This window comes from Kitasatospora sp. NPDC127060, assembly GCF_042724935.1.
Taxonomy (GTDB): domain Bacteria; phylum Actinomycetota; class Actinomycetes; order Streptomycetales; family Streptomycetaceae; genus Kitasatospora.
Genome location: NZ_JBHXEG010000011.1, coordinates 81,540 through 103,566, shown reverse-complemented (window position 1 = coordinate 103,566; position 22,027 = coordinate 81,540). Strand labels below are relative to the sequence as shown.

Below are 22,027 nucleotides of genomic sequence, written 5' to 3'. Positions count from 1 at the left end.
TCGGTGTCATGCGCCGGGGCGGCGTGCGGCCATGAGGTCGGAGCTGGGGGCCCGCACGAGGTGCAGGCCGTGGGCGTGGAGTTCTTCGGCGAGCTGCTCGGGTGGGGCCGGCCACATGTCGAACGTCTCCCGGGCCTCGCGCAGCAGTTCCCCCTCCCGTTCGACGCGGTAGGTGAAGACCATGCGCAGGATGCCGCGGAAGGGCCGGCGGGTGACCTCCGCGCTGTACAGGTCCGGGCCCACCCGCACCGGCCCCAGCCTGCCCACCGCCTCGCACCCGGCGGGCAGGTCGGCGGGCGGAGGATCGAACAGGAGCAGGCCGCCCGGCAGGAGGGCTGCCGAGATCGCCCGCCAGGTGGAGCGCCTCGTGGCGGGGTCCAGGCATCCGATCACATTGGAGGCGACAGCCAGGTCCGCCACGGCGGCCAGCCCCGCCGTTGCGACGGCTTCGGGGTGCACGGTGACGCGAGCGCGCTGGTCCGCGCCCAGGTGGGCCAGGCGCGACAGCAGGGCGGCGCGCATGGCCGGGGCCGGCTCCACGGCGTGGACGGGCACGCCGGATCTCCGCAGCAGGACGTCGGTGACGATTCCCGTGCCCGCGCCGACGTCCAGGATCGCGTGCCGGGCGCGGGCGGCGGCCTCGGTGAAGCGGCGCTCGGCCAGACGGCGGTCGGTCTCGGCCTGAAGGAGGTCGAAGAACTCCGCGGTGACCGCGTAGCCGCCGGTGCCGCACACGCCCGGGCTACCTGCCCCGACCCGTGAAGCGGGTCGGTTCCGCGAGCGCGCTGCCATCGAGGCCGGCCAGGAGGTCGGCGACGTCCCGGTGGACTTCGAGTGCACCCGCCGAGCGCAGGGCCCGCTCGCCGAAGCCCCCCGAGAGCACCGCCACGCACACCACCTTCGCCTGGCCCGCGGCCTGCACGTCCCAGGGGGTGTCACCGACGAACAGCGCCTGCTCCGGTTCGGCTCCGGACTTGGCGAGGGCGGCGCGGACCAGGTCGGGGGCGGGCTTGCTGGCCTCCACGTCGTCGGCGCTGGTGGCGTGGTCGATCGCGTCGTCCGCGTCCAGTGCGCGGCGCATCACCTCCAGGTCCCGCCGGGAGGCGGAGGAGGCGAGGGTGATCGTCCAGCCGCGCCCCTTCAGCGCCCGCAGCAGCTCTGCCGCGCCGTCGAAGGCCCGCAACGAGGGCCAGAAGCGGGCGAACAGCGCCTGGTGCGCCGCGCTGATCGCCTCGTCCTCGCCGCGGTCGCGGTCCTCGCCCAGCAGATGGTCCAGGAGCTGGTCGCCGCCCATCCCGATCGCCCCGTGGATACGGGCCATCGCCGGGGTGTGACCGAACTGCGCGAGCGCCTCGCTCCACGCGATGGTGTGCCGGTAACTGGTGTCGAGCAACGTGCCGTCGACATCGAACAGCGCTGCGGCCGACATCGAACAACCTCCTTGGCTTCTGTCCCGGACCGGCCGGCCCGTCCTTCGACGCTACGTCCCACCGATCGGCACCGCACGGCACCCACCCCGTTTACCGCGCCGCGTTGGGGAAACCCGCAGCAGCATGGAAGCTGTGGAACCCGCACGCCGAACCGTCGTGATCACCGGGGCCAGCGCGGGCATCGGACGCGCCTGCGCGGTGGCGTTCGCCGCCCGCGGGGACCGGCTCGCGCTGATCGCCCGCGGCCGGGCAGGCCTGGACGGCGCGGTACGCGAAGCCGAGGAGGCAGGTGCCGACAGGGTCATCGCCATCGAGGCGGACGTCGCCGACGCCCGCGCGGTGGAGGCCGCCGCCGAACGGGCCGAGGCCGAACTCGGGCCGATCGACGTGTGGGTCAACGATGCGTTCGCCTCCGTCTTCGCGCCCTTCACCGAGATCGACCCCGAGGAGTTCCGGCGCGTCACGGAGGTCACCTACCTCGGCTACGTGTTCGCCACCCGCGCCGCGCTGGCGCGGATGCTGCCGCGCGACCGCGGGGCGATCGTGCAGGTCGGCTCGGCCATCGCCTACCGGGGCATCCCCCTGCAGAGCGCCTACAGCGGAGCCAAGCACGCCATCCAGGGCTTCAACGAGGCCCTGCGGTGCGAACTCCTCGCCTCCGGCACCCGGGTGCGCACCACGATGGTGCAGATGCCGGCCGTGAACACCCCGCAGTTCGACTGGGTCCGCTCCCGGCTGCCCAACCGGGCCCAGCCGGTGCCGCCGATCTACCAGAGCGAGGTCGCCGCGCGCGCCGTCCTGTTCGCGGCCGATCACCCCGGGCGGCGCGAGTACTGGGTCGGCGGCAGCACGGTGGCCACCCTGGTGGCGAACGCGATCGTGCCCGGGCTGCTGGACCGCTACCTGGCCAGAACGGGGTTCGGTTCCCAGCAGGAAGACCGCGGCCGGCGGGCCGCGGACCCGGACAACCTGTTCGAACCGGTCGACGTGAAGCGCGATTTCGGCGCCCACGGCCGGTTCGACGACCGGGCCCGCGGGCGCAGCCGGCAGCAGCAGGCGGCGCACGCCCTCGGCGGCCTCGCCGACGCGGTGCGGCACGCAGCCACACGGGTGCAAGCGGGTTTGCCCGCCGCCGGCGACGGGTTCCTCTCACGGATGCGGGGAGCACGCGCCCCGCAGCGATCGGACAGGAGTTTCTGACCATGCCTCGCGGATCGAGCCCCAAACGGGAGCGGCAGTACGAGCACATCAAGGACAGCGCGCTGGAGCGCGGCGAGAGCGAGAAGCGCGCCGAGGAGATCGCCGCCCGTACGGTGAACAAGGAACGCGCGCGACACGGGGAGTCGAAGACCGCCAGTCGCAGCTCGTTGAAGGACATGTCCTCCTCCCGCCGGGGCGGGCTGCGCTCGCACAGCGGTGCGCAGGGCCCCACGAAGGAGCAGCTGTACAACGAGGCCAAGCAACGCAACATCCACGGCCGCTCGAAGATGAACAAGAAGCAGCTCGAACACGCCCTGGGCCGTTAGGAGTTGGTGACCGTGGATACCGTTCCCGTGCCGCCCGACCCCGACATCACCCCCACTCCCCCGCCCCAGCCCCCGCAGCCGCCGGGCCCGCCCCAACCCGTGGAGCCGCCCGGTCCGCCGGAGCCGGTCAGGCCTCCCGTGCCACCGGATCCGCCGCCGCCCGGGCAGCCCCGCCCGCCGGAACCTCCCGACTGACCCGAAGCCGCGAGGCACGGCCGGTCCGTGGACCCGCCGGGTGCCGCCAGGCGGCCGGCCATGGCCAACGCCCGAGGACGACAGGAGGTCCGGTGCTCGCCCGGCTGGTGGAGATCGTGGTGTGGGGTGCCGTGCTGACCGGACTGACGGTTGTCCTCATCAGTTCGGTGTCACCCGTCGAGATGGCGGTGGCAGGCGCCGCCGCCCTGGGCGGGGGACTCGCCGCACAGCAGATGCGCCGGGCCGCCGGCGTCCGCATCGCGGGCGGCCGGGGCGCGGGGCGGGCACTCCTCGTCCTGCCACGCGCCGTCCTGCGGGGGCTCGCCGTACTGGTGGCGGACCTGGTCACCACGCCGACCGCCGGAGTGCGGCGCGTGAGGCTGCGCCCCGGTGCGGCGGCCGCCTGGGCCGGCGCGCTGATCGCCGCGTCGCCGGACACCTGCGTGATCGACGTCCCGAACGACGACGAGGTCGTCGTGCACGCCCTGCGCCCCGGTGCCGGGCCGGTCGAGGAGGCCGTGGCCAGCCCGGAAGCGGCGCCGTGAACGCCTGGAGCGCGGCCGCGCTGGTCCTGCTGGGAGGCCCGGCACCGGTGTGCCTGTGGGTGGCGGCGCGCGGCACCGCGATTCGCCGGCTGCTCGGGGCGTCGCTGCTGTCGACGTCGGTCGGCGCGGTGTTCCTGCTGCTGCCGATGGCGTACGACCGTTCCTCCTACCAGGACCTCGCGCTGATGCTGGCCGTCCTGGCCCCCGCCGGCACCCTCGTCTTCACCCGCTTCGTCGCGGGCCACCGGCACAACGCCCGCTCGCACGATTCCACGCCCGAGACCTGACAAGACCGCGCGCCGCTCGCCACGGGCGTGGGAGGGAGTCCGGATTGACGCCGCGCCATGTGATCGTGCTGGTACTGCTGTGGGCCGGTGTGGGGTGCGTGCTGCTGTCGGCGGCCGCGGTGCTGCGGCTGCGCGGCACGCTGATGCGCCTGCACGCCCTGGCCCCCGCGTCCTGTGCCGGATTGCCGCTGATCGCCGCGGCCGTCGCCCTCGACCAGGGGACCGGCCGGGGAGCCGCCAAGACGCTGTTCATCGGCCTGGTCTTCGCCGTCGGAGGGACGGTCACCACGATGGCCATCGGACGCGCCGCCCGCCAGGCCGGGGCCGACGACGGGAGCGGGGTGTGAACCAGTGGCTCATCGGCGTCGCCGTCGCCTTCGTCGTCATCGCCGCCACGGTCGCGGTCCTCACGCGTGACCCGGCCCGCCAGGCCGTCGTCCTGTCCGTGCTGGGCCTGGGCCTGGCGGTACTGTTCACGGTCCTCCAGGCCCCCGACGTGGCCCTGTCCCAGCTGGCCGTGGGCACCGCGCTGACCCCGCTGCTGATCCTGCTGACCGTCCGCAAGGCCACCCGCCGTTCCACCCGCACCGGCGACCCGGGCGCCACCGGCGACGACGGGGAGCAGAAGTGACGGCCCGCACCCGGTTGCTGGTGTTCCTGGCGTCCGCCGCCGTGATCGCCGCGTTCTTCACCGCCGCGTGCACCCGGCTCCCACCGTTCGGAACGGACAGCCACCCCTACGGGCAGCGGGCGGTGGCGGCGGCCCTCGACCGGCGCACCGCCAACGTCGTCTCCTCCGTCAACTTCGACGTCCGCGCCTTCGACACCCTCGGCGAGGAGTCCATCCTCTTCGGTACCGTCCTGGGTGCCACCCTGCTGCTGCGCCGGGCCCGCGACGAACGCCACCGCCGCGCCGAAGCCGAACGGGTCATGCCCACCACCCGCCTGTTCGGCAGCCTGCTGCTGCCCGTCACCCTGGTCGTGGGCGTGTACATCGTCGCGCACGGCCAGCTCAGCCCCGGCGGCGGCTTCCAGGGCGGCGTCGTCCTCGCCACCGCCCTGCATCTGGCCTACGTCGCCGCCGACTACCGCGCCTTGAAGAGGCTTCGCCCGCTGGCCGTCCTGGACGTCGCGGACTCGCTCGCCGCCGCGTCCTACAGCCTGGTCGGCCTGGCCGGGCTGATCGCCGGCGGCGCGTTCCTCAAGAACGTGCTGCCGCTGGGCACCTTCAACACCATCACCTCCGGCGGCACCGTTCCGGTCCTGAACGCGGCCGTGGGCATCGAGGTCGCCTGCGGCCTGATCGCGCTGCTCGCGCACTTCCTCGACCAGGCCGTCGAACTCACCGACCCCGACCAGCACGAGATCGGAGACAGCTGATGGGGACGTGGGTCTTCCTGGCCGCCGGATGGGTCCTGCTCATCGCGCTGTACGGCCTGGTCACCAGCCGCAACCTCATCCACGCCATCGGCTGCCTGGCCGTCGCCCAGTCCTCCACCTACCTCCTGCTCCTCGCCGTCGGCTACCGCACGGGCGCCACCGCCCCTGTCTACTCCGACCTCACCCCCGGCACCCGCCCGGTCGTCGACCCCGTCGTCCAGGCCCTGGCCCTGACCGACGTCGTCGTCGGTGCCACCGTCACCGCACTGCTCCTCGCCCTGACCATCCAGCTGCGCAAGCGCCACCACACCGTCGACCCCCAGGCCCTCACCGGTCTCAAGGGCTGATCGCATGGCCGGAGCCGCCCTGCTGCCCCTCGCCGTGGCCGTCCCGCTGCTCGGCGCGGTCCTGCTCGCCATCACCGGGCGCACCCTGCCCCGGACCGGCTGCGACATCCTCGCCACCACCTGCGCCGGCGCCGAGGTCGTCTGCCTCGCCCTGCTGTGGAGCCGCGCCGACGGGCAGGTGGCGACCGCGGATCTGGGCGGCTGGCCCGCCCGTCTGGGCATCGTGCTCGCCGCCGACCCCATCGGCGCGGGACTCGCGCTCCTCGTCGCGGTCCTGGTGCTCGCCGTCGTGGTCTACTCCTGGCGGTACTTCGAGGAACCCACCGGCCGACACGCCGGCGCCTTCCCCGCCCTGATCCTGCTGTTCGAAGCCGGCATGGCCGGTTTCGCGCTCACCGGCGACCTCTTCAACGCCTTCGTCTTCTTCGAACTCATGGGCGCCGCCGCCTACGCCCTGACCGGCTACCACATCGAAGACCCCCGTCCCCTGCACGGCGCCCTCACCTTCGGCATCGTCACCTCCTTCGCCGCCTACTGCTCCCTCCTCGGCATCGGCCTCCTCTACGCCCGCACCGGCGAACTCAACCTCGCCCGCCTCGGCCGGCAGCTGGCCGGCCACCACGCCGACGCGCTCACCGTCGTCGCGTTCGTCCTGATCTGCGCCGCCCTCCTGGTCAAGGCCGCCGCCGTGCCCTTCCACTTCTGGTTGCCCGACGCCCACGCGGTGGCGCCCACGCCGGTGTGCATGCTGATGTCCGGCGCCATGGTCGAACTCGGCGTCTACGGCATCGCCCGGATCTACTGGACGGTCTTCTCCGGCCCCGGCGGCATCCCCCAACCGGTCTTCCGCACCACCTTCACGACCCTCGGCGTGCTCACCGCCCTGGTCGGCGCGTTGATGTGCTGGCAGCAGCGCCATCTCAAGCGCCTGCTCGCGTTCTCCACCGTCAGCCACGTCGGACTCTTCCTCATCGGCGTCGCCCTGCTCACCCCCGACGGCGCCACCGGCACGGCGGTGTACGTCGGCGCGCACGGCCTGGTGAAGGCCGCGCTGTTCGCGCTCACCGGGGTCCTGCTGGACCGCTACGGCTCCGTCGACGAACACGGCCTGCACGGCAGAGCACGGGAGCTGCGCGCCGTGGGTGTGCTGTTCATCGTGGGCGCCCTGGCGCTGGCCGGGCTGCCCCCGTTCGGCACCGGCCTCGGCAAGGCCCTCACCGAGGACGCCGCCGGGCACTGGCAGCCCTGGCTGCCCGCCGTGTTCGTCATCGCCTCCGCCGTCACCGGCGCCGCCGCCCTCCGGGCGGGCCTGCGGATCTTCTTCGGCACCGGCCCAGCTCCGCGCACCCGGCCGGACCAGGACGAGACCACCGGCGAGGGCGAGGAGCCCGAGATCCGCACGCCGCAGCGCACCCTGCCACCCGTGATGGTCGTCGTCCCGGCCGTCCTGATCGGCCTCGCCGCGCTCCTCGGCGCGCTGCCTGCCGTCGCCGCCTCGCTCGCCCGCGGCGCGGCCCTCTTCACCGACCCCGCCGACTACGCCGCGGCCGTCCTCGCCCAGCCCGGCGCGGCACCCGGCGCACCGCCGGCGGCCGACTGGACCACGACCGGTGCGCTGCTCGGCCTGCTGTCCGCCGGCGTCGCAGCCGCCCTGGCCACCGGCGCGGTCCGCCGGAGCACTCCCCTACTGGCGGCCCGGCATCCCGCGGCCCGGGCCGTGCGGGCGCTGCGCCGCCTGCACTCCGGGCACCTGGGCGACTACCTCGCCTGGCTCGCCCTCGGCGTCGGGGTGCTGTGCGCCGCGATCGCCGCCCAGATCTGAACCCGGCCCCCTGCTGCGACGTCGACCGCCCGCTCGTTCGCGGTTGGCCGGGCACGCGGCGGCCCCGGCCGCTCGGACCGGGACCGCCGACAGCGCGTGGCCGCGACGGAGCCGTCAGCCAGGAGTGATCCGGCCGCGCCAGCCGCCCGCCTCCCGCCCCTCGTGCTCGATGAAGTCCTTGAAGCGGTGCAGGTCCCCCTTGACCCTGCGGTCGACCATGCCCAGCACGTCGCCGGTCTTCTCGGCGATCCCCTCGGGCTCGAAGTCGATGGCCAGGTTGACCCGGGTGTGCCGGTCGTCCAGCCGCTGGAAGGTGACGACGCCCTTCTGGCTGACGTCGCCGTCCGTCGTCCTCCAGGCGATCCGTTCGTCGGGCAACTGATCGACGATCTCGGTGTCGAACTCGCGGGAGACGCCGCCGATGCTGGTCCGCCAGTGGTTGTGCCGGTCGTCCAGCTGGGTCACCGCCTCGACACCCTCCATGAAGCGCGGGAACTCCTCGAACAGGGTCCACTGGTTGTACGCGGTGTGCAGCGGCACCTCGACGTCGACCGTCTCCTTCACCATGCTCATGTGGGCCTCCTTGCGGGTTTGGCGGTCGGGGCTCTCCCGGCCGCCAACGCGCCTGCCCGCTCGGCGGCGCCCCAACCGCTCTCACGAAACCGCGTTCGGCGACGGCGCCGCCGCACCGCGATCGACGCAGCCGGGCCTGACGGTTCTAAGGTCTGCGGCGGGCTTCGACCGCGGCGCGACCCGCCAGTGCGCCGGCGTAGACGGTGTAGCCCACCCCGATCAGCCAGGACTGGACGATCAGCACCGTGCCGACCGTCCCGTAGGAGACGGCGTTGGACACCAGCAGGGGTGCGAAGACCAGCCGGGAGAAGAGGCGGAGTCCGGCGAGTGCCACCATGGTCGCGACTGCTCCCGGCAGCAGGTCCCTGGTTGGGACGCGTCCGGCGAGCAGCAGGCGCTGGAGCCACCAGAACAGCAGGATGCCGCCGATGGTCGTCGCGGCGATGCGGACGGTGGGCTGCAGGGTCGAGTGGCGCCACGGCGTGCCGCTCAAGGCGGCGAGCACGATGTACCCGACCAGTGCGGCCAGGCCGAGGGCCTGGCGCCAGACCGTGTGCCACGGACCGCGGTCCAGCTCCCAGATGCGTTCGTAGACTCCCTGGATCGCGGCCATGAGGGAGACCCCGAAGACGGCCAGCGCGGCCAGGCCGAAGCCCGTGGTGGTGCTGAGCACCTGGCCCCGGGAGACGAAGAGCCGGTTGACGGCTACGGCGCCCTGGCCGCTCAGGCCGAGGCCGTCGGTGATCCACTCGGCGATCCCGGTGCCGCGCGAGGGGAAGGCCGCGGCGATGACGATGAGCAGCGGGACGAGGGTCACGAAGAACAGCGCGGCGAACGCCATCGACCGCTGGAGCAGTTCGATCGTGCGGCCCTGCTCCCATGCGCTGCGAGCAGCCTCTCGCAGGACCCGCCACGAGGCACGACTGGGCGGCGTGGGCCGGCTGCGGCGAGGCACGTCAGGCGCTCGGGGCGGCGGGCGACGGCGGGCGGTTCAGGGGCACTGGATCCTCACTGTTCTCGGCGCCCGTTGGCACATCCCGTCAGGATGCCATCCGGCGGCGTGCATCGGCGATCCGCCGTTCCAGCCTGCGCCCCGGGGTGGCGGAAACCCGCTTCAGGTCTGGTCCTCCAACCGGATCGCCTCTTCCAGGGATTCGACCGCTTTGTCGGTGTGTCCACTGCGCTGTTCGAGCAGAGCGGCGGCGATCGAGTCGAGTTTGCGCTGGATGGCGTGCTCGGCGCGCCGTTCCGAATTCTTGAGCAGGGCAAGGAGCAGCAGCGTCACGGCGGTCATCAGATCGCCGATCAGCAGCTCCCAGCCGAGGGCGAGGCCGGCCGCGTGGACGGCGACGAAGGCTGCCACCAGCAGCAGGCACACGAGGAAGAACACGGGCGAGCTGGTGAAGTTCGAGGCGCGTTCGGCCACCCGCCCGAAGCGGTTGTGCCCGCCGCCTTCGCGCTCAGCGGGATGCCGGAATGACATGGGCCCTGCCTGCCTGTCATGGGGTCCGGGTGCCGGGTCGCGGCGGGTTCGGCTCGTCGTTCCCCTCCGGGTGCCCGCCCTTGGCACGGACGTCCGCCGGGGTGGGAGCCACGATGTCGCGCGTGCGCGCGGACCGCTCCCGCTCGTGCTCTCCGTCCCGGGCGGTGTCCTGGTCGGAGGTGTGCTTGTCGGGCGCGTTCACGATGGTGTCCTCTCGCCTGGTGTCCGCTCCGGCCGGAGGGGACACCAGGCGGCTGCCCTGCTTCCCCGGTTCCACACCAGGCGCCCCGGTGACTCACCGCTCGTCGGCGTGTCACCGGGAGGAGCCACGCGCCCGGGAGCGGGGGCCACGGCGTTCCCCACCCTGCGCTCTGCTGCCGGCCGGACCGGCTCACCCCGTTCCCCGTCGCGGGCGCGGAGCGGCCCTGCGGACCCGGCCCGCAGGTGGTTCAGGAGACGGCCGGGCTGCGGCGCTCAAGCAGGATGACGTCGCGCCACCGGTCCTGGTGACGGCCAAGGCGTTCGCGTGTGCCGACAACCCGGAAACCGGCCTTGGTGTGCAGGGCGAGGCTGGCGGTGTTCTCCGGGAAGACGCCGGACTGCACGGTCCAGATCCCGGCGGCGTCGGTGGAGTCCAGCAGCGCCCGCAGCAGGGTCAGGCCCACGCCCCGACCCTGGGCGGCGGGGTGGACGTAGACGGAGTGCTCGACCACCCCGGCGTACGCGCACCGGTCCGAGACCGGCGCGACGGCAGCCCAGCCCAGCACCCGGCCGCCCCCGTCGAGGGCGACCAGGCGGTGCCGGGCGAGGCGGGAGGCGTCGAACGCCTCCCAGGTGGGGGCGGTGGTCTCGAAGGTGGCGTCGCCGCCGTCGATCCCGGCCTGGTAGATCGCCAGCACCTGGTCAGCGTGCTCGGGGAGCATCCCGGTGACGCTCACCCCGGTCGGGCTCACGCCACCGCCTCGATACCGAGCTCGGCGAGCAGGGCGCGGATGCGCCGCTCGATGGCGTCGCGGATCGGCCGAACGGCCTCCACGCCCTGGCCGGCCGGGTCCTCCAGCTTCCAGTCCAGGTACCGCTTGCCGGGGACGTAGGGGCAGGCGTCGCCGCAGCCCATGGTGATCACCACGTCCGACACCTGGACGGCCTCGGTGGTGAGAACCTTCGGGGTCTCGGCGGAGATGTCGATGCCGACCTCGCGCAGGGCCTCGACCACGGCCGGGTTCACGGTGTCGGCCGGGGCGGAGCCGGCGGAGCGGACCCGTACCCGGTCCCGGCCGAGGTGGGTGAGGAAGGCGGCGGCCATCTGGGAGCGGCCGGCGTTGTGGACGCAGACGAACAGCACGGACGGGACGGCTGGGGTGCTCACGGGCGGGTTCTTCTCTCTCGTGCGGTGTGGGATTGTCGTCGGGTCAGCGGCCGGAGGCGGCCGGGTGGTGCTCGCCGTGGGGCACGAGGACGTCGTCGGCGACCGCAGCGGCGGGCCTGCCGAACAGCACGGCGACCAGGCCGACGCCCACGGCCAGGCCGACCAGCTGGGCGGCGACGAACGCCGGGACGGAGGCGGGCGCGATGCCGGCGAAGGTGTCGGTGAACGCCCGGCCGATCGTCACGGCGGGGTTGGCGAAGCTGGTGGAGGAGGTGAACCAGTACGCGGCGCCGATGTAGGAGGCGACGGCGACCGGTGCGAAATGAGCCCGCTCGGCGCGGGCCAGGCCGAAGACCAGCAGGATCAGGCCGGCGGTGGCGACGACCTCGCCCAGCCACAGGTGCGGGGCCGAGCGGTCGTGACCGGACCAGTGGACGAGCGGCTCGGCGAACATCGCGTCGGCGAGGACGGCGCCGCCGATCGCTCCGGCGATCTGTGCGGGCACGTAGGCGGCGACCTCGCGCGGGCTCAGACCCTCGCGCTCCCTGCGGCCGGTCCACCAGGCGGCCAGGGTGACGACCGGGTTGAAGTGGGCGCCGGAGACCGGGCCGAGCAGGGCGATCAGCACACCGAGGCCGAGGACGGTGGCGAGCGAGTCGGCCAGCAGTTGCACGCCGACGTCGTGGGACAGCTCGGTGGCCTGGACACCGGCGCCGACCACGATCGCCACCAGGGCGGCGCTGCCGACCAGCTCGACGGCGGCCCGGCGGGCCAGGGGTATTCCGGTCATCTCGCCCCCACCGCCTCCGCGGTGCCGGCCGGGGCCTTCAGCAGGGACGACAGTCGGGCCAGGGCGGCGGGCAGTACCCAGTAGTAGACCCAGGTGCCGCGTCGCTCGGAGCCGACGAGGCCGGCCTCGCGCAGCACCTTCAGGTGGTGCGAGATGGTCGGCTGGGAGACGTCGAACGGGCCGGTCAGGTCGCAGACGCACGCCTCGCCGCCCTCATGTGAGGCGATCAGCGACAGCAGCCGCAGCCGCACCGGGTCCGACAGCGCCTTGAACGTCTTCGCCAGCTCGGCGGCGGTCTCTTCGCCCAGCGGCTCGCGGACCATCGGCGTGCAGCACGCCGCCTGATCGTCCTGGCCGAGCACCGGCAACTCCAGATTCGACATATGTCTATGTTGACAGCCATCTAAGCTTCGCGGCAAGCTCGCTGTATCGACATATGTCGAAACAAGACCTCGGATCGAGGAGCCCGCCATGTCCCGTGTTCAGCTCGCCCTGCGCGTCGCCGACCTCGAAGGCTCGATCGCCTTCTACTCCAAACTGTTCGGCACCGAGCCGACCAAGCTCCGCCCTGGCTACGCGAACTTCGCCATCACCGAGCCCCCACTCAAGCTCGTCCTGATCGAAGGCGAGAGTGGCGCGGACACCCGCCTGGACCACCTCGGCGTCGAGGTCGAGTCCACCGAGCAGGTCGCCGCCGCGAGCACCCGCCTCAAGGAGGCCGGCCTGGCCACCTTCGAGGAGAACGACACCTCCTGCTGCTATGCGCTCCAGGACAAGACGTGGGTGCACGGCCCCGGCAAGGAACCCTGGGAGGTCTACGTCGTCAAGGCCGACGCCGACACCCTCGACAAGGCGACCACCGCGCCGGACGCCTCCTGCTGCACCCCCGACGCATAGGCCGTCGACCCCGCCCTGTGGCTGAACCCGGACGCGGTGGAGCCAGGAGGGCCTCACGCGCGACGTACGCGGGATAGGGGCACCAGGGCGCCAGGGCGACACCCGTGGAGCCGCCAGCCCAAGGGGTGCGACGGCCTTCACAATCCAGGTCCGTGCAGTCGGCATAGCCTTCGGCGCCGGAGGCGGAGCTCGCCCCCGGCTCCGGAGCGGCCGGGTTCAGGCGCCGGTCGGGGTGTGGGTGTGCCAGGCGTTGTAGCCACCGAGGAGGTCGGAGACGTCGGCGCGACCGTGGTGGCGCAGCCTCGCCGCCCTGGGCCGCTGACCGGCCCGGACGGCACGGGGGTGCGTGCGGGCGCAGGACGGCCTCCTCCCCGTCGAAGGGCTGGCAACTGCCATCCGGTGGCCGGGAGTTCGAAGGCGACCCTGGCTCCCAGCTCCGCCCCCGCCCCCGCCCCCGGGCGGTGCCGCGCCAGGTCGGCGAAGGACCGCCGGGCGTCGATGGCCGTCTCCGGCGGGTGGTCACGGCCTGGCGGTCACCGCCCGGTGGTCACGGCTTGGTGGTCACGGCCTCCGCCGTGGGCGCCTTCCCCTCCTCCGGTTCGGCCGCCGGCACCACCGGCTCCGGCAGGCCGCGGAACAGCGCCCAGCTGAGCAGCGGCATCGCCACCAGCGGCACCAGCGCCGTCCGCAGCGAGGTCGCGTCCGCCAGCCCCCCGATCAGCGGGCTGGCCAGGCCGCCGACGCTCACCGTCAGCCCGAGGGTGATCCCACTCGCCGTGCCGATCCGCGACGGCAGGTAGTCCTGCCCGAGCGTGACCTGCAGCGAGAACGGCACGTACAGGCCCGCCGAGGCCAGCGCCACGCACCCGTACAGCCCCGGGCCGGGCACCACCAGCACCCCGGCCACCGCCACCGTCGCGGCCAGGTACGACCAGCGCGCCACCGCGACCCGCCCCCACCGCTCGGCCAGCGCCCCGCCCAGCAGCGAGCCCACCGCGCCGCCCGCGTACAGCACCACCAGCGCCGCCGTACCCGCCGCCGGGCCACCGCCGAGGCGCTGGGCGGCGTACAGCGACAGGAAGGTGCTCAGCCCGGTGAAGACGATCGACCGGCACACCACGGCCAGCGACAGCCTGACGAAGGAGGCCCGGTCGTCCCGCCCCGGCCGGCTCGCCGTGCCCACCCCGGCGGCCCGGCGCCGGGCCAGCTCACGCAGCACCGGCAGGCACAGCACCGCCCCCGCCAGGGCCGGCAGCACCAGCAGCGGGGTCAGCCGCAGCCCTCCGAGGCCGACCACGGCGGCGACCAGCAGCGGGGCCGCCGCGAAGCCCAGATTGCCGCCCAACGAGAACCAGGCCATCCCCCGGTGCCCGTCACCGCCCGAGCCGGCCACCGCTCGGGCCACCCGGGCCGACTCCGGGTGGTACGCCGCCACCCCGACGCCCGACAGCGCGACCCAGGCGAGCGTCAGCCCGTACGAACCGCCCGGCCCGCTGAGCGCGATGCCCGCGCCGCCCAGCAGCGTGCTCACCGGCAGCAGCCAGGGCAGTGGCCACCGGTCGGTCAGCGCCCCGAACAGCGGCTGCGCCACCGAGGACAGCAGCGACGCGGCCAGCACCACGCCCGAGACGGCTGCGTAGCCGTAGCCGCGCTCGGCGACCAGGAAGGGCACCAGGGCCGCCACCGCGCCCTGGTAGACGTCCACGCAGGAATGCCCGACGGACAGCAGGGCGATCGCGGTGTTCTGCGACAGTCGTTTCGTCGTTCCGGAGGTACGACCCGTTTGCGTGCTCACCCGGACATGCTCGAACCGGTGCCCCCTGTCAGACTTCCGATAATCTGCCAGGCAATGTCGAGAATCCGCCACGCTCCCGTCGCCCCCACCCGGGCCCGGCTCCTCGCCCACGGCACCGGGATCGACGCCCACCGCCACGACGACCACCAGATCGCCTACGCCGCCCGGGGCGTGGTCGCCATCACCACCGACGCCGGCTCCTGGGTCGCCCCCGGCAACCGCGCGCTCTGGATCCCGGCCGGCACCGTGCACGCCCACCAGGCGCACGGCGAACTCGAACTCCACCTCGTCGGCCTGCCCGCCACCGAGAACCCGCTCGGCCTCGACCGACCCACCGTGCTCGCCGTCGGCCCGCTGCTGCGCGAACTGATCGTCGCCCACACCCGCGCCCCGGACCGGGACGGCCCGGAGGGCTCCCGGCTGCGCGCCGTCCTGCTGGACCAACTGCGCGCCTCGCCCCAGCAGCCGCTGCACGTACCCACGCCCACCACCCCGCTGCTCCAGGCCCTGTGCGCCCTGCTGTACGCCGACCCCGCCGACCGCCGGACCCTCGCCGAACTCGGCCGGGCCGTCGGCGCCAGCGACCGGACCCTCTCCCGGCTCTTCCGCGCCGACCTCGGCATGACCTTCCCCCGGTGGCGCACCCAGTTGCGGCTGCACCGCGCCCTGGTGCTGCTCGCCGAGGGGCAGCCGGTCACCGCCGTCGCCCACCGCTGCGGCTGGTCCTCCGCCAGCGCCTTCATCGACGTCTTCCGCCGCACCTTCGGCCACACCCCTGGTCACGCCGCCGGTCACGTGCCCGGTCACCTCCCTTGGCGCCGCCCGGCGCGCTGACGGCCCCGGCTGTCGGCGCCGGGTGGCAGGCTGGGGGCATGTGCGGCCGCTTCGTCTCCACCACCACGCCCCAGGACCTCGTCTCACTGCTCGGAGAGCTCCGGTGGGACCCTGCCGAGACCTTCGCCCCGAGCTGGAACGTCGCCCCGACCGACCCGGTCCCGGCCGTCCTGGAGCGCGTGGACCGGGAGACCGGCGAGCTGCTGCGCCGACTCCGCCCGCTGCGCTGGGGCCTCGTCCCCTCCTGGTCCAAGGACCCGTCCGGCGGCGCCCGGATGATCAACGCCCGCTCGGAGACCGTCGACACCAAGCCCGCCTTCCGCAAGGCCTTCACCGCCCGGCGCTGCGTCATCCCCGCCGACGGCTACTACGAGTGGCGCGAAGTCCCCGCCGAGGGCGACCGCAAGAAGTACAAGCAGCCCTACTTCCTCAGCACCGGCGGCGTGATGCTGATGGCCGGCCTGTACGAGTTCTGGCGCGACCGCACCCGCGCCGACGACGACCCGCTCGCCTGGCTCGCCACCGCCACCGTCATCACCACCGACGCCACCGACTCGGCCGGCCGCGTCCACGACCGGATGCCGCTCACGATCGCCCCCGACGACCTGCCCGCCTGGCTCTCCCCCACCCACACCGACCCGGCCGAACTCCACCACCTGCTGCGCCGCCCCGCCGACGGCGCCCTGCGGGTCCGCGCCGTCCCACCGACCGTCAACAGCGTGCGCAACAACGGGCCCGAACTGCTCGCCACCGCCCCGGACCCGCTGGGGCTCGCCGACTGACGCTCTGCGAGGATTCCGCTGACAGTGCGTCCGACCGGCACTACGGTAGGCGGGCAGAGCAGGTCACGGGGGCGGGGGCGGCGCAGTGTTGATGTCCATGACGGCACACGTCCGCCCCGAGAGCGGCATGCCCGACCCGGAGCCCTACGAGCAGCGCCGCCGCCCCGGCTCGCCCTCGGCCGCCGGCGGCGACCCGCACGCCGCCGTCCTCCCGCCCGAGGCCGCCCGCGCCGCGCAGACCGTCGACGCCACCACCCCGGCGCCCAACCTGCCGCCCCGCGCCGCCGGCCGACTCGTCGGCCGGGAGGCCGAGTTGCGCGCCGTCGCCGAGGCCCTGGCACACGAGGACGGCGGCGGACTCGTCACCCAGGCCACCACCCTGCACGGCCTCGGCGGCGTCGGAAAGACCAGCCTCGCCCTGCACCACGCCTACGCCCGGGCCGACCACTACCGGCTGATCTGGTGGCTCACCGCCGAGTCCGCCGAGCAACTCGCCGAGGCCTTCGCCGGGCTCGCCGTCCACCTCCACCCCACCTGGGCCCTCACCGCCCCGCCCGGCCAGCAGGTCGAGTGGGCCATCGCCTGGCTGCGCGCCCACGACCGCTGGCTGCTGGTCTACGACAACGCCGAGGACCCCGCCCACCTCACCCCGTACGTCGGCCGACTCCTCGGCTGCGGGCACCAGTTGGTCACCAGTCGGCGCGCCGGCGGCTGGCACCCGGGCATCCGCCCGGTGCGCATCGACGTCCTCGACGCCCCCGAGGCCGCCCGGCTGCTCTGCGGGGCGGCCTACGGCGGCTCGACGGTCGAGCCGGCCGAACAGGACCAGGCCCGTGCCCTCGCCGACGAACTCGGCCACCTGCCGATCGCCCTCGCCCAGGCCGGCGCCTACGTCCAGCAGACCGGCACCGGCTTCGCCGCCTACCGCGAACTGCTGCGCGCCACCGGCCCGGTGGGGCCCGGCGCCGAGTCCACCGTCGCCCGGCTCTGGCGGACCACCCTGCGCACCGTCCAGCACACCGCGCCCTTCGCCGTCGAACTGCTGCGCACCCTCGCCTGGTACGCCCCCGAGGCCCTGCCGCGCGAACTGCTCACCCCCTTCGGGTCCCGCCGACCGGAGGAGGTGGACCGGGCGCTGCGGCTACTCGCCGACTACCACCTGATCACCCTCGGCGACACCGTCACCGTGCACCGGCTGCTCCAGGCGGTGCTGCGCAGCTCCGACTTCCGCGGACGCGCCGAACAGCACCTGGCCGGGGCGGCGGCCCGGCTCTGGCCGGACGCCCGGCCCGAGCTGCGGCGGGCACTGCTGCCGCACGTCCGGGAGCTGGCCGACAGCGGACCGTCCCAGGAACCGACCACCGAAACCATCGCGCTGTACGGACTGGCCGCGGGCGAACTCACCGACCGGGCCCAGCGGGTGTACGCCGTCCGGCTGGTGGAGGCGATGGCGGACGGGCAGCGCCGGCTCCTCGGCGCGGACCATCCGGACACCCTCACCACCCTCGGGCGGCTCGGCCGGCTGCAGGCCAAGACCGGCGACCCGGCACGGGCCGTGGAGCTGTGCCAGGACGTGGTCGCCCGGCGGACCAGGATCCAGGGCGTCGATCACCCGGCCACCCTCGCCGACCGCCACACCCTCGCCCAGGGCTACCGCCGGGCCGGCCAACACGCCCGGTCCGTCGAGGAGTTCCGAGGTGTCGTCGCCGACCGGGCGCGAGTGCTGGGGCCGGACCACCCCGACACGATGCACAGCCGGGCGAGCCTGGCCTACGCCCTGCAAGTGGCGGGGCAGCACCGGGAGTCGGTGGCCGAGTACGAGCGACTGGTGGCCGACGCCGAGCGGGCGCTCGGCCCCGACCACCCGCAGGTGGTGACCCGCCACAGCGGCCTCGCGTTCGCCCAACTCGCCGCCGGACAGCACCGATTGGCGATCGGCCGGTACGAGCAGGTGGTGGCCGACCGCACCCGCATCCTGGGCGCTGACCACCCCGACACCCTGAACGCCCGCAGCTGGCTCGCCGCCGCCCACTCCGACGCGGGCGACCACCTCGCCGCCATCGCCGCCTTCGAGGCCCTCGTCACGGACCGCACCCGGGTCCAGGGCCCGGAGCACCCGCAGACCCTCCACGCGCGTGGGCGGTTGGCGACGGCTCACCGGGAATCCGGCCAACTCTCGCTTTCGATACCCGAGTTCGGCGCTCTGGTTGCCGATTTCGTGCGGGTCCTCGGTCCCGACCACCCGCACACCCTCGGTGCCCGCTCCGATCTGGCCCGCGCCAACCGGCGGGCAGGTCAGGCCCGCACAGCGGTCGAGCAGCACCGTGCCCTGGTGGGCGACCGCACTCGGGTCCAGGGCCCCGAACACCCCGATACCCTGGCAGAACGCCGCCGCCTCGGCTATGCCCTGCGCATGGCCGGCTCGTCCCGCATCGCGGTGGGCGAGCTGGAACGGCTGGTTGCCGACCGGGCCCGGATCCAGGGGCGGGATCACCCGGACACCCTGGAAGAGCGCTCCGGCCTCGCCCGCGCCCTGCACTCCGCCGGACGTTCGCGCGAGGCGCTCTCTCTGCGGCGACGACTCCTCGCCGACCACCGTCGGCTCCACGGCCCTGAGCATTTCGAGACCTTCGATGCCCGCCTGGCCCTGGCCCGGGCGTACAGCCACGTCGGCGAGCACCGCCGCGCAGCCGAGCTGTGCGACGAACTGGTCCTCCACCGGGCCCGGATCCTGACAGCCGAACACCCCACCGTCCTCCACACCCGGATCTGGCAGGCCTGGCTGCACGGCGAGGCCGGACACCACGACCACGCCGTCAGGCTGCGCGAACTCCTGGTGGCCGACCGCAACACGACGCACGGACCCGATCACCCCGGCACGCTCGACTCACGCAAGGGTCTCGCCTACAACCTCCAAGCGGCAGGCCGCGTCCGAGAGGCGGTCACCGTCCGCGAGAGCCTGGTGTCCGACCGAACCCGCCTCCAGGGCCCCGACCACGACGAGACCCTCGACGCCCGGCTCAACCTGGCCACCGCACAGTGCGAGGCCGGCCACTACCGCCTGGCGGCCCGGCTGCTCGACGCGTTGGTCGAAGACGTCACCCGGCTCCTGGGAGCGGACCACCCACGCACCCTCGAAGCCCGGTTCTGGCTCGCCTCGGTGCACCGCAACTCCGGTGACCACCGCCGCGCCCAGGAGGTGTACGAGGCGGTCGCCACCGACCGCGCCAGGGTCCTCGGCCCCGCTCATCCCGACACGTTCGAGACCCGCTACTGGCTCGCCCACAACTGCCTGGAAGCAGAACACCACGCGCGCGCCGCGACGCTGTTCCGAACGCTGGCGGCAGACCTGTCGGGCGCGAACGGACCGGACCATCCCGACACCCTCGACGCGCGGGAGGCGCTGGCGGACGCCGTCTCCGGCACGGGTGACCACAGGCAGGCCCGGAAGCTGCACGACTCGGTCGTGGCCGACCGGAAGCGGGTTCAGGGCTCCGACCACCCGGACACCCTCCACGCCCGGTGGTCACGGGCATGTGCCTTCACCACGGCCGCCGACTACCGCCTCGCCGTCGAGCTCTACACCGAGCTGGTGTCAGACCATCGGCGCGTCCACGGCCCCGACCACCCCAGCACACTCGTAGCACGCTGGTGGCAAGCCATCGGGCACGTCCATGTGGGCGACCACCGGCGCGCGGTCGAGCTCTACACGGTCCTGGTGACCGACTGCACCCGCGTATACGGCCCGGAGCACTTCGACACCCTGTCCATCCGCAGTGGCCTGGCCTGGGCCACCCAATGCTCGGAGGACCACCCACGGGCCATCGCCCTGTGCCAAGAGCTCGTCATCGATCACACACGCATCCTGGGTGCGGACCACCCGTTCACCCTGGCCTGCCGGGACTCCCTCGCCTCCGCGTTCGAGGAGGCGGGAGAACACCGCAGGGCCATCACGCTCCACGAAGCCGTGGTGACCGACCGGACCCGCGTACAGGGCCCCGACCATCCGGACACACTCGCCTCCCGACGTGCACTCGCCTCCACCCACTGCGAGGCCGGCGACTTCCGGAGCGCGGCCACGCTGTACGAGCGTGTGGTCTCCGACGCCCAACGGGTACTCGGCCCGGAGCACCACAAGACCCTGGACGCCCGATTCGACCACGCCCGCTCGCTGGCGGCGGCGGGCGTCCACCGTGCTGCGGAGGAGGTGTGCACGGCGCTGCTGGCCGATCAGGAGAGGATTCAAGGTCATGACCACCCGCACACCCTGTCCGTGCGTTCTCAGCTCGCCCGGCTGGTACGCCGGACCGGTGATCTCAGCCGCTCCGATTCCCTGTTCACGGAACTGATCGCTCACCACACCCGGCTCCACGGTCCCGATCACCCCAACACCCTCGAGAAGCGCGCCGAGCTCGCGCTCAATCATCATCTCGCCGGTCGAGGCCGTCAGGAAATCGGTTGCCGACAGGCACTGGTGACTGACCATCAGCGCCTCAACGGGCCTGACCACATCGCCACGCTGACCGCCCGGGTCGAACTCGCCCACGCCACCCGCTCCGGGTGGCACCACAAGGAGGCCGACGCACTTTACCGGGCGCTCCGGAACGACTGCGCGCGGATCCTGGGGACCGGCCACCCCGCGACCGTCGCCGCTCGGAACGGCATCGCGTCGAACCTCTTCGCGGCGGGAGACTATGCGGAGTCCGCCGGACACTACCGCGACACCCTGGCCATCGCCGTCGAAGCGCTCGGGCCAGAACACTCCGGTGTGCAGATGATGCGACGCCACCTCGCTGCGGCCCTGCTCATGGGCGGCGAACACCGAGGCGCGATCGCCGAACTCCCGCCCTTGGCGAAGGACTGGGCCGAACCGATCGGTCCCCGTCTCCCCGCGCTGGTACGCGCCGGGTGCACGCTTGCCTTCGCCCATCACCTCGACGGGGAGCAGGAGGCGGCCGTGCGGCTGGCCGCCGACCTCGTCGACGCTGCCACCGGCGCCCTGGGTCTTCCGAACAGTACGACGATCACCGCCCGGCTGACCCAGGCGCTCCTGCTCGCCGACGGCGCCCGCCCGCTGCGGGCCGTCGTCCGGCTGGAGGAACTCGCCGAGGCCTGCGCCGCCAGCCGGGGCCCGCGCAGCGCCCTGACCCTGGAGGTCCGCCAGGCCCTCGCCCACGCCCGGCTGCGGGCCGGAGACGCCGAGGGGGCTCTCCGGGTCCACGAGCGGATCGTCGCCGACCGGATCCCGGTGGGCGACGCCTCCCCGGTCGCCGTTCTGCTCGCCGGCCACCGAGACGCCGACGACGTCGCCGCCAGTATCGGCGCCGCACGCCCCGGGCCGCTGCCGCTGTTGCCCACCCTGGCCGTAGGCCTGGCGCAGGCCCTCGCCGCAGACGGGCGCCGCGACACCGCCCGTGAGCTGCTGGCGGCAGTTCGCGCCGGGCGTGACGCCCTGATGGACCCCGGCCACCCGCTGGCGGCCGAGGCCCGTGCTGCGCTGGCCCGGCTCGACCACGTGGAGCCGACGCCGACCCCCACTCGCGCCGAGCTCAGCCGGCCCGCGCCCGCTGCCCTGCTCCCCCGCCGCTCGCGCGGCTCCATGCACCGCGTCGCCGAGTCGCCGAGCCCCCGCCCCGCCTGGCGCCCCCGGATCTCCCTCACCGAGGACCCCGCCGTTGGGGCCACCACCCACCTGGAGCTGCGCCTGGAGTCCGCCGACGGCGCCGCCGACCCGGCCGCCCTGCCGGAGCTGCGCCTGGTCGCCGCCGTCTCCCCGGACGCGCGGCTCGACCCGCCGGTGGCCGACCACAGCCCGGCCGGCGGGCCCGCCCGGTTCGCGCTCACCCCGGCCGCACCCGGCCCCCACACCGTCCGGATCACCGTCTTCGACCGGGGCCACGGCGCCGTCCTCCAGGACCTCGCCGCCGTCGTGGACGTCCCAGCCGATCCGCGAGTTCAGGAGCAGGAGTAGA

24 protein-coding genes are annotated in these 22,027 nt (G+C 73.9%); 13 read left to right on the top strand and 11 right to left on the bottom strand.

Features of this window, described 5'->3' with window-relative positions; genetic code table 11:
- Positions 1-6: 6 nt before the first annotated feature.
- Entirely contained in the window at positions 7-735 is a 729-nt protein-coding gene (locus ACFWIS_RS09600; RefSeq protein WP_380451956.1) for a class I SAM-dependent methyltransferase, read from the bottom strand.
- 7 nt (positions 736-742) lie between these two features.
- Complete coding sequence (locus ACFWIS_RS09595) at positions 743-1,429, bottom strand: HAD family hydrolase (protein WP_380451958.1); 687 nt, start codon at positions 1,427-1,429, stop codon at positions 743-745.
- A 124-nt stretch (positions 1,430-1,553) separates the two neighbouring features.
- Between ACFWIS_RS09595 and ACFWIS_RS09590 the strand changes: the two genes are divergently transcribed.
- The 9 genes from ACFWIS_RS09590 to ACFWIS_RS09550 all read left to right on the top strand — a co-directional run bounded on the left by ACFWIS_RS09590 (position 1,554) and on the right by ACFWIS_RS09550 (position 7,532).
- Positions 1,554-2,630 (top strand): SDR family oxidoreductase, encoded by a 1,077-nt coding sequence (locus tag ACFWIS_RS09590; protein WP_380451960.1) that lies wholly within the window; start codon positions 1,554-1,556, stop codon positions 2,628-2,630.
- A gap of 2 nt (positions 2,631-2,632) precedes the next feature.
- Entirely contained in the window at positions 2,633-2,956 is a 324-nt protein-coding gene (locus ACFWIS_RS09585) for a plasmid stabilization protein (RefSeq protein ID WP_380451961.1), read from the top strand.
- Positions 2,957-3,243: 287 nt separating this feature from the next.
- A complete protein-coding gene (locus ACFWIS_RS09580) occupies positions 3,244-3,696 on the top strand; it encodes a hypothetical protein (RefSeq protein WP_380451963.1) in 453 nt (150 codons plus the stop codon).
- Entirely contained in the window at positions 3,693-3,983 is a 291-nt protein-coding gene (locus tag ACFWIS_RS09575; RefSeq protein WP_380451965.1) for a monovalent cation/H+ antiporter complex subunit F, read from the top strand. Before ACFWIS_RS09580 ends, ACFWIS_RS09575 begins: the two co-directional genes overlap by 4 nt.
- A 44-nt stretch (positions 3,984-4,027) precedes the next feature.
- Positions 4,028-4,330: a cation:proton antiporter gene (locus ACFWIS_RS09570; RefSeq protein ID WP_380451967.1), complete on the top strand. Its 303-nt coding sequence runs from the start codon at positions 4,028-4,030 to the stop codon at positions 4,328-4,330.
- Complete coding sequence (locus ACFWIS_RS09565) at positions 4,327-4,614, top strand: Na(+)/H(+) antiporter subunit B (protein ID WP_380451968.1); 288 nt, start codon at positions 4,327-4,329, stop codon at positions 4,612-4,614. The genes ACFWIS_RS09570 and ACFWIS_RS09565 overlap by 4 nt, the downstream gene beginning before the upstream one ends.
- Positions 4,611-5,363 carry an MnhB domain-containing protein gene (locus ACFWIS_RS09560; RefSeq protein WP_380451970.1) on the top strand — a complete coding sequence of 251 codons (753 nt, stop codon included), beginning with the start codon at positions 4,611-4,613 and terminating at the stop codon, positions 5,361-5,363. Before ACFWIS_RS09565 ends, ACFWIS_RS09560 begins: the two co-directional genes overlap by 4 nt.
- Positions 5,363-5,710 carry a sodium:proton antiporter gene (locus ACFWIS_RS09555; RefSeq protein WP_380451972.1) on the top strand — a complete coding sequence of 116 codons (348 nt, stop codon included), beginning with the start codon at positions 5,363-5,365 and terminating at the stop codon, positions 5,708-5,710. Before ACFWIS_RS09560 ends, ACFWIS_RS09555 begins: the two co-directional genes overlap by 1 nt.
- Before the next feature lie 4 nt (positions 5,711-5,714).
- Positions 5,715-7,532, top strand: coding sequence for a complex I subunit 5 family protein (locus ACFWIS_RS09550; RefSeq protein ID WP_380451974.1), 1,818 nt, complete (start codon positions 5,715-5,717; stop codon positions 7,530-7,532).
- Positions 7,533-7,646: 114 nt separating this feature from the next.
- Here the strand turns inward: ACFWIS_RS09550 and ACFWIS_RS09545 are convergent, their stop codons facing one another.
- The 8 genes from ACFWIS_RS09545 to ACFWIS_RS09510 all read right to left on the bottom strand — a co-directional run bounded on the left by ACFWIS_RS09545 (position 7,647) and on the right by ACFWIS_RS09510 (position 12,130).
- Positions 7,647-8,105, bottom strand: coding sequence for an SRPBCC family protein (locus ACFWIS_RS09545; RefSeq protein WP_380451976.1), 459 nt, complete (start codon positions 8,103-8,105; stop codon positions 7,647-7,649).
- A gap of 145 nt (positions 8,106-8,250) precedes the next feature.
- Positions 8,251-9,060, bottom strand: coding sequence for a YhjD/YihY/BrkB family envelope integrity protein (locus ACFWIS_RS09540; protein ID WP_380451978.1), 810 nt, complete (start codon positions 9,058-9,060; stop codon positions 8,251-8,253).
- Positions 9,061-9,219: 159 nt separating this feature from the next.
- Positions 9,220-9,588 carry a low affinity iron permease family protein gene (locus ACFWIS_RS09535; protein ID WP_380451980.1) on the bottom strand — a complete coding sequence of 123 codons (369 nt, stop codon included), beginning with the start codon at positions 9,586-9,588 and terminating at the stop codon, positions 9,220-9,222.
- 16 nt (positions 9,589-9,604) lie between these two features.
- The gene (locus ACFWIS_RS09530; protein ID WP_380451982.1) at positions 9,605-9,790 is read right to left on the bottom strand and encodes a hypothetical protein; all 186 of its coding nucleotides are present in this window, start codon (positions 9,788-9,790) and stop codon (positions 9,605-9,607) included.
- Between the two features lie 247 nt (positions 9,791-10,037).
- Positions 10,038-10,511: a GNAT family N-acetyltransferase gene (locus ACFWIS_RS09525; RefSeq protein WP_380452183.1), complete on the bottom strand. Its 474-nt coding sequence runs from the start codon at positions 10,509-10,511 to the stop codon at positions 10,038-10,040.
- Between the two features lie 26 nt (positions 10,512-10,537).
- Positions 10,538-10,957: an arsenate reductase ArsC gene (locus ACFWIS_RS09520; RefSeq protein WP_380451984.1), complete on the bottom strand. Its 420-nt coding sequence runs from the start codon at positions 10,955-10,957 to the stop codon at positions 10,538-10,540.
- Between the two features lie 43 nt (positions 10,958-11,000).
- A complete protein-coding gene (locus ACFWIS_RS09515; RefSeq protein WP_380451986.1) occupies positions 11,001-11,747 on the bottom strand; it encodes an aquaporin in 747 nt (248 codons plus the stop codon).
- Positions 11,744-12,130, bottom strand: a complete 387-nt coding sequence (locus ACFWIS_RS09510; RefSeq protein ID WP_380451988.1) for an ArsR/SmtB family transcription factor — start codon at positions 12,128-12,130, stop codon at positions 11,744-11,746. Before ACFWIS_RS09510 ends, ACFWIS_RS09515 begins: the two co-directional genes overlap by 4 nt.
- A gap of 88 nt (positions 12,131-12,218) precedes the next feature.
- Between ACFWIS_RS09510 and ACFWIS_RS09505 the strand changes: the two genes are divergently transcribed.
- Positions 12,219-12,644, top strand: coding sequence for an ArsI/CadI family heavy metal resistance metalloenzyme (locus ACFWIS_RS09505; RefSeq protein ID WP_380451990.1), 426 nt, complete (start codon positions 12,219-12,221; stop codon positions 12,642-12,644).
- Between the two features lie 547 nt (positions 12,645-13,191).
- Here ACFWIS_RS09505 and ACFWIS_RS09500 read toward each other — a convergent pair.
- The gene (locus ACFWIS_RS09500; protein WP_380452186.1) at positions 13,192-14,397 is read right to left on the bottom strand and encodes an MFS transporter; all 1,206 of its coding nucleotides are present in this window, start codon (positions 14,395-14,397) and stop codon (positions 13,192-13,194) included.
- Between the two features lie 96 nt (positions 14,398-14,493).
- Here ACFWIS_RS09500 and ACFWIS_RS09495 point away from each other — a divergent pair, with 96 nt between their 5' ends.
- The 3 genes from ACFWIS_RS09495 to ACFWIS_RS09485 all read left to right on the top strand — a co-directional run bounded on the left by ACFWIS_RS09495 (position 14,494) and on the right by ACFWIS_RS09485 (position 22,026).
- Complete coding sequence (locus tag ACFWIS_RS09495) at positions 14,494-15,273, top strand: AraC family transcriptional regulator (RefSeq protein ID WP_380451992.1); 780 nt, start codon at positions 14,494-14,496, stop codon at positions 15,271-15,273.
- A gap of 38 nt (positions 15,274-15,311) precedes the next feature.
- Positions 15,312-16,055 carry an SOS response-associated peptidase gene (locus ACFWIS_RS09490; protein ID WP_380451994.1) on the top strand — a complete coding sequence of 248 codons (744 nt, stop codon included), beginning with the start codon at positions 15,312-15,314 and terminating at the stop codon, positions 16,053-16,055.
- 97 nt (positions 16,056-16,152) lie between these two features.
- Positions 16,153-22,026 (top strand): tetratricopeptide repeat protein, encoded by a 5,874-nt coding sequence (locus ACFWIS_RS09485; RefSeq protein WP_380451996.1) that lies wholly within the window; start codon positions 16,153-16,155, stop codon positions 22,024-22,026.
- Position 22,027: the final 1 nt, after the last annotated feature.

Coding starts and splice junctions, on each gene's coding strand:
- ACFWIS_RS09595 (WP_380451958.1), bottom strand. CDS start 1,429: ATGTCGGCCGCAGCGCTGTTCGATGTCGACGGCACGTTGCTCGACACC.
- ACFWIS_RS09590 (WP_380451960.1), top strand. CDS start 1,554: ATGGAAGCTGTGGAACCCGCACGCCGAACCGTCGTGATCACCGGGGCC.
- ACFWIS_RS09585 (WP_380451961.1), top strand. CDS start 2,633: ATGCCTCGCGGATCGAGCCCCAAACGGGAGCGGCAGTACGAGCACATC.
- ACFWIS_RS09555 (WP_380451972.1), top strand. CDS start 5,363: ATGGGGACGTGGGTCTTCCTGGCCGCCGGATGGGTCCTGCTCATCGCG.
- ACFWIS_RS09550 (WP_380451974.1), top strand. CDS start 5,715: ATGGCCGGAGCCGCCCTGCTGCCCCTCGCCGTGGCCGTCCCGCTGCTC.
- ACFWIS_RS09545 (WP_380451976.1), bottom strand. CDS start 8,105: ATGAGCATGGTGAAGGAGACGGTCGACGTCGAGGTGCCGCTGCACACC.
- ACFWIS_RS09535 (WP_380451980.1), bottom strand. CDS start 9,588: ATGTCATTCCGGCATCCCGCTGAGCGCGAAGGCGGCGGGCACAACCGC.
- ACFWIS_RS09525 (WP_380452183.1), bottom strand. CDS start 10,511: ATGCTCCCCGAGCACGCTGACCAGGTGCTGGCGATCTACCAGGCCGGG.
- ACFWIS_RS09515 (WP_380451986.1), bottom strand. CDS start 11,747: ATGACCGGAATACCCCTGGCCCGCCGGGCCGCCGTCGAGCTGGTCGGC.
- ACFWIS_RS09510 (WP_380451988.1), bottom strand. CDS start 12,130: ATGTCGAATCTGGAGTTGCCGGTGCTCGGCCAGGACGATCAGGCGGCG.
- ACFWIS_RS09505 (WP_380451990.1), top strand. CDS start 12,219: ATGTCCCGTGTTCAGCTCGCCCTGCGCGTCGCCGACCTCGAAGGCTCG.
- ACFWIS_RS09495 (WP_380451992.1), top strand. CDS start 14,494: ATGTCGAGAATCCGCCACGCTCCCGTCGCCCCCACCCGGGCCCGGCTC.
- ACFWIS_RS09490 (WP_380451994.1), top strand. CDS start 15,312: ATGTGCGGCCGCTTCGTCTCCACCACCACGCCCCAGGACCTCGTCTCA.
- ACFWIS_RS09485 (WP_380451996.1), top strand. CDS start 16,153: ATGACGGCACACGTCCGCCCCGAGAGCGGCATGCCCGACCCGGAGCCC.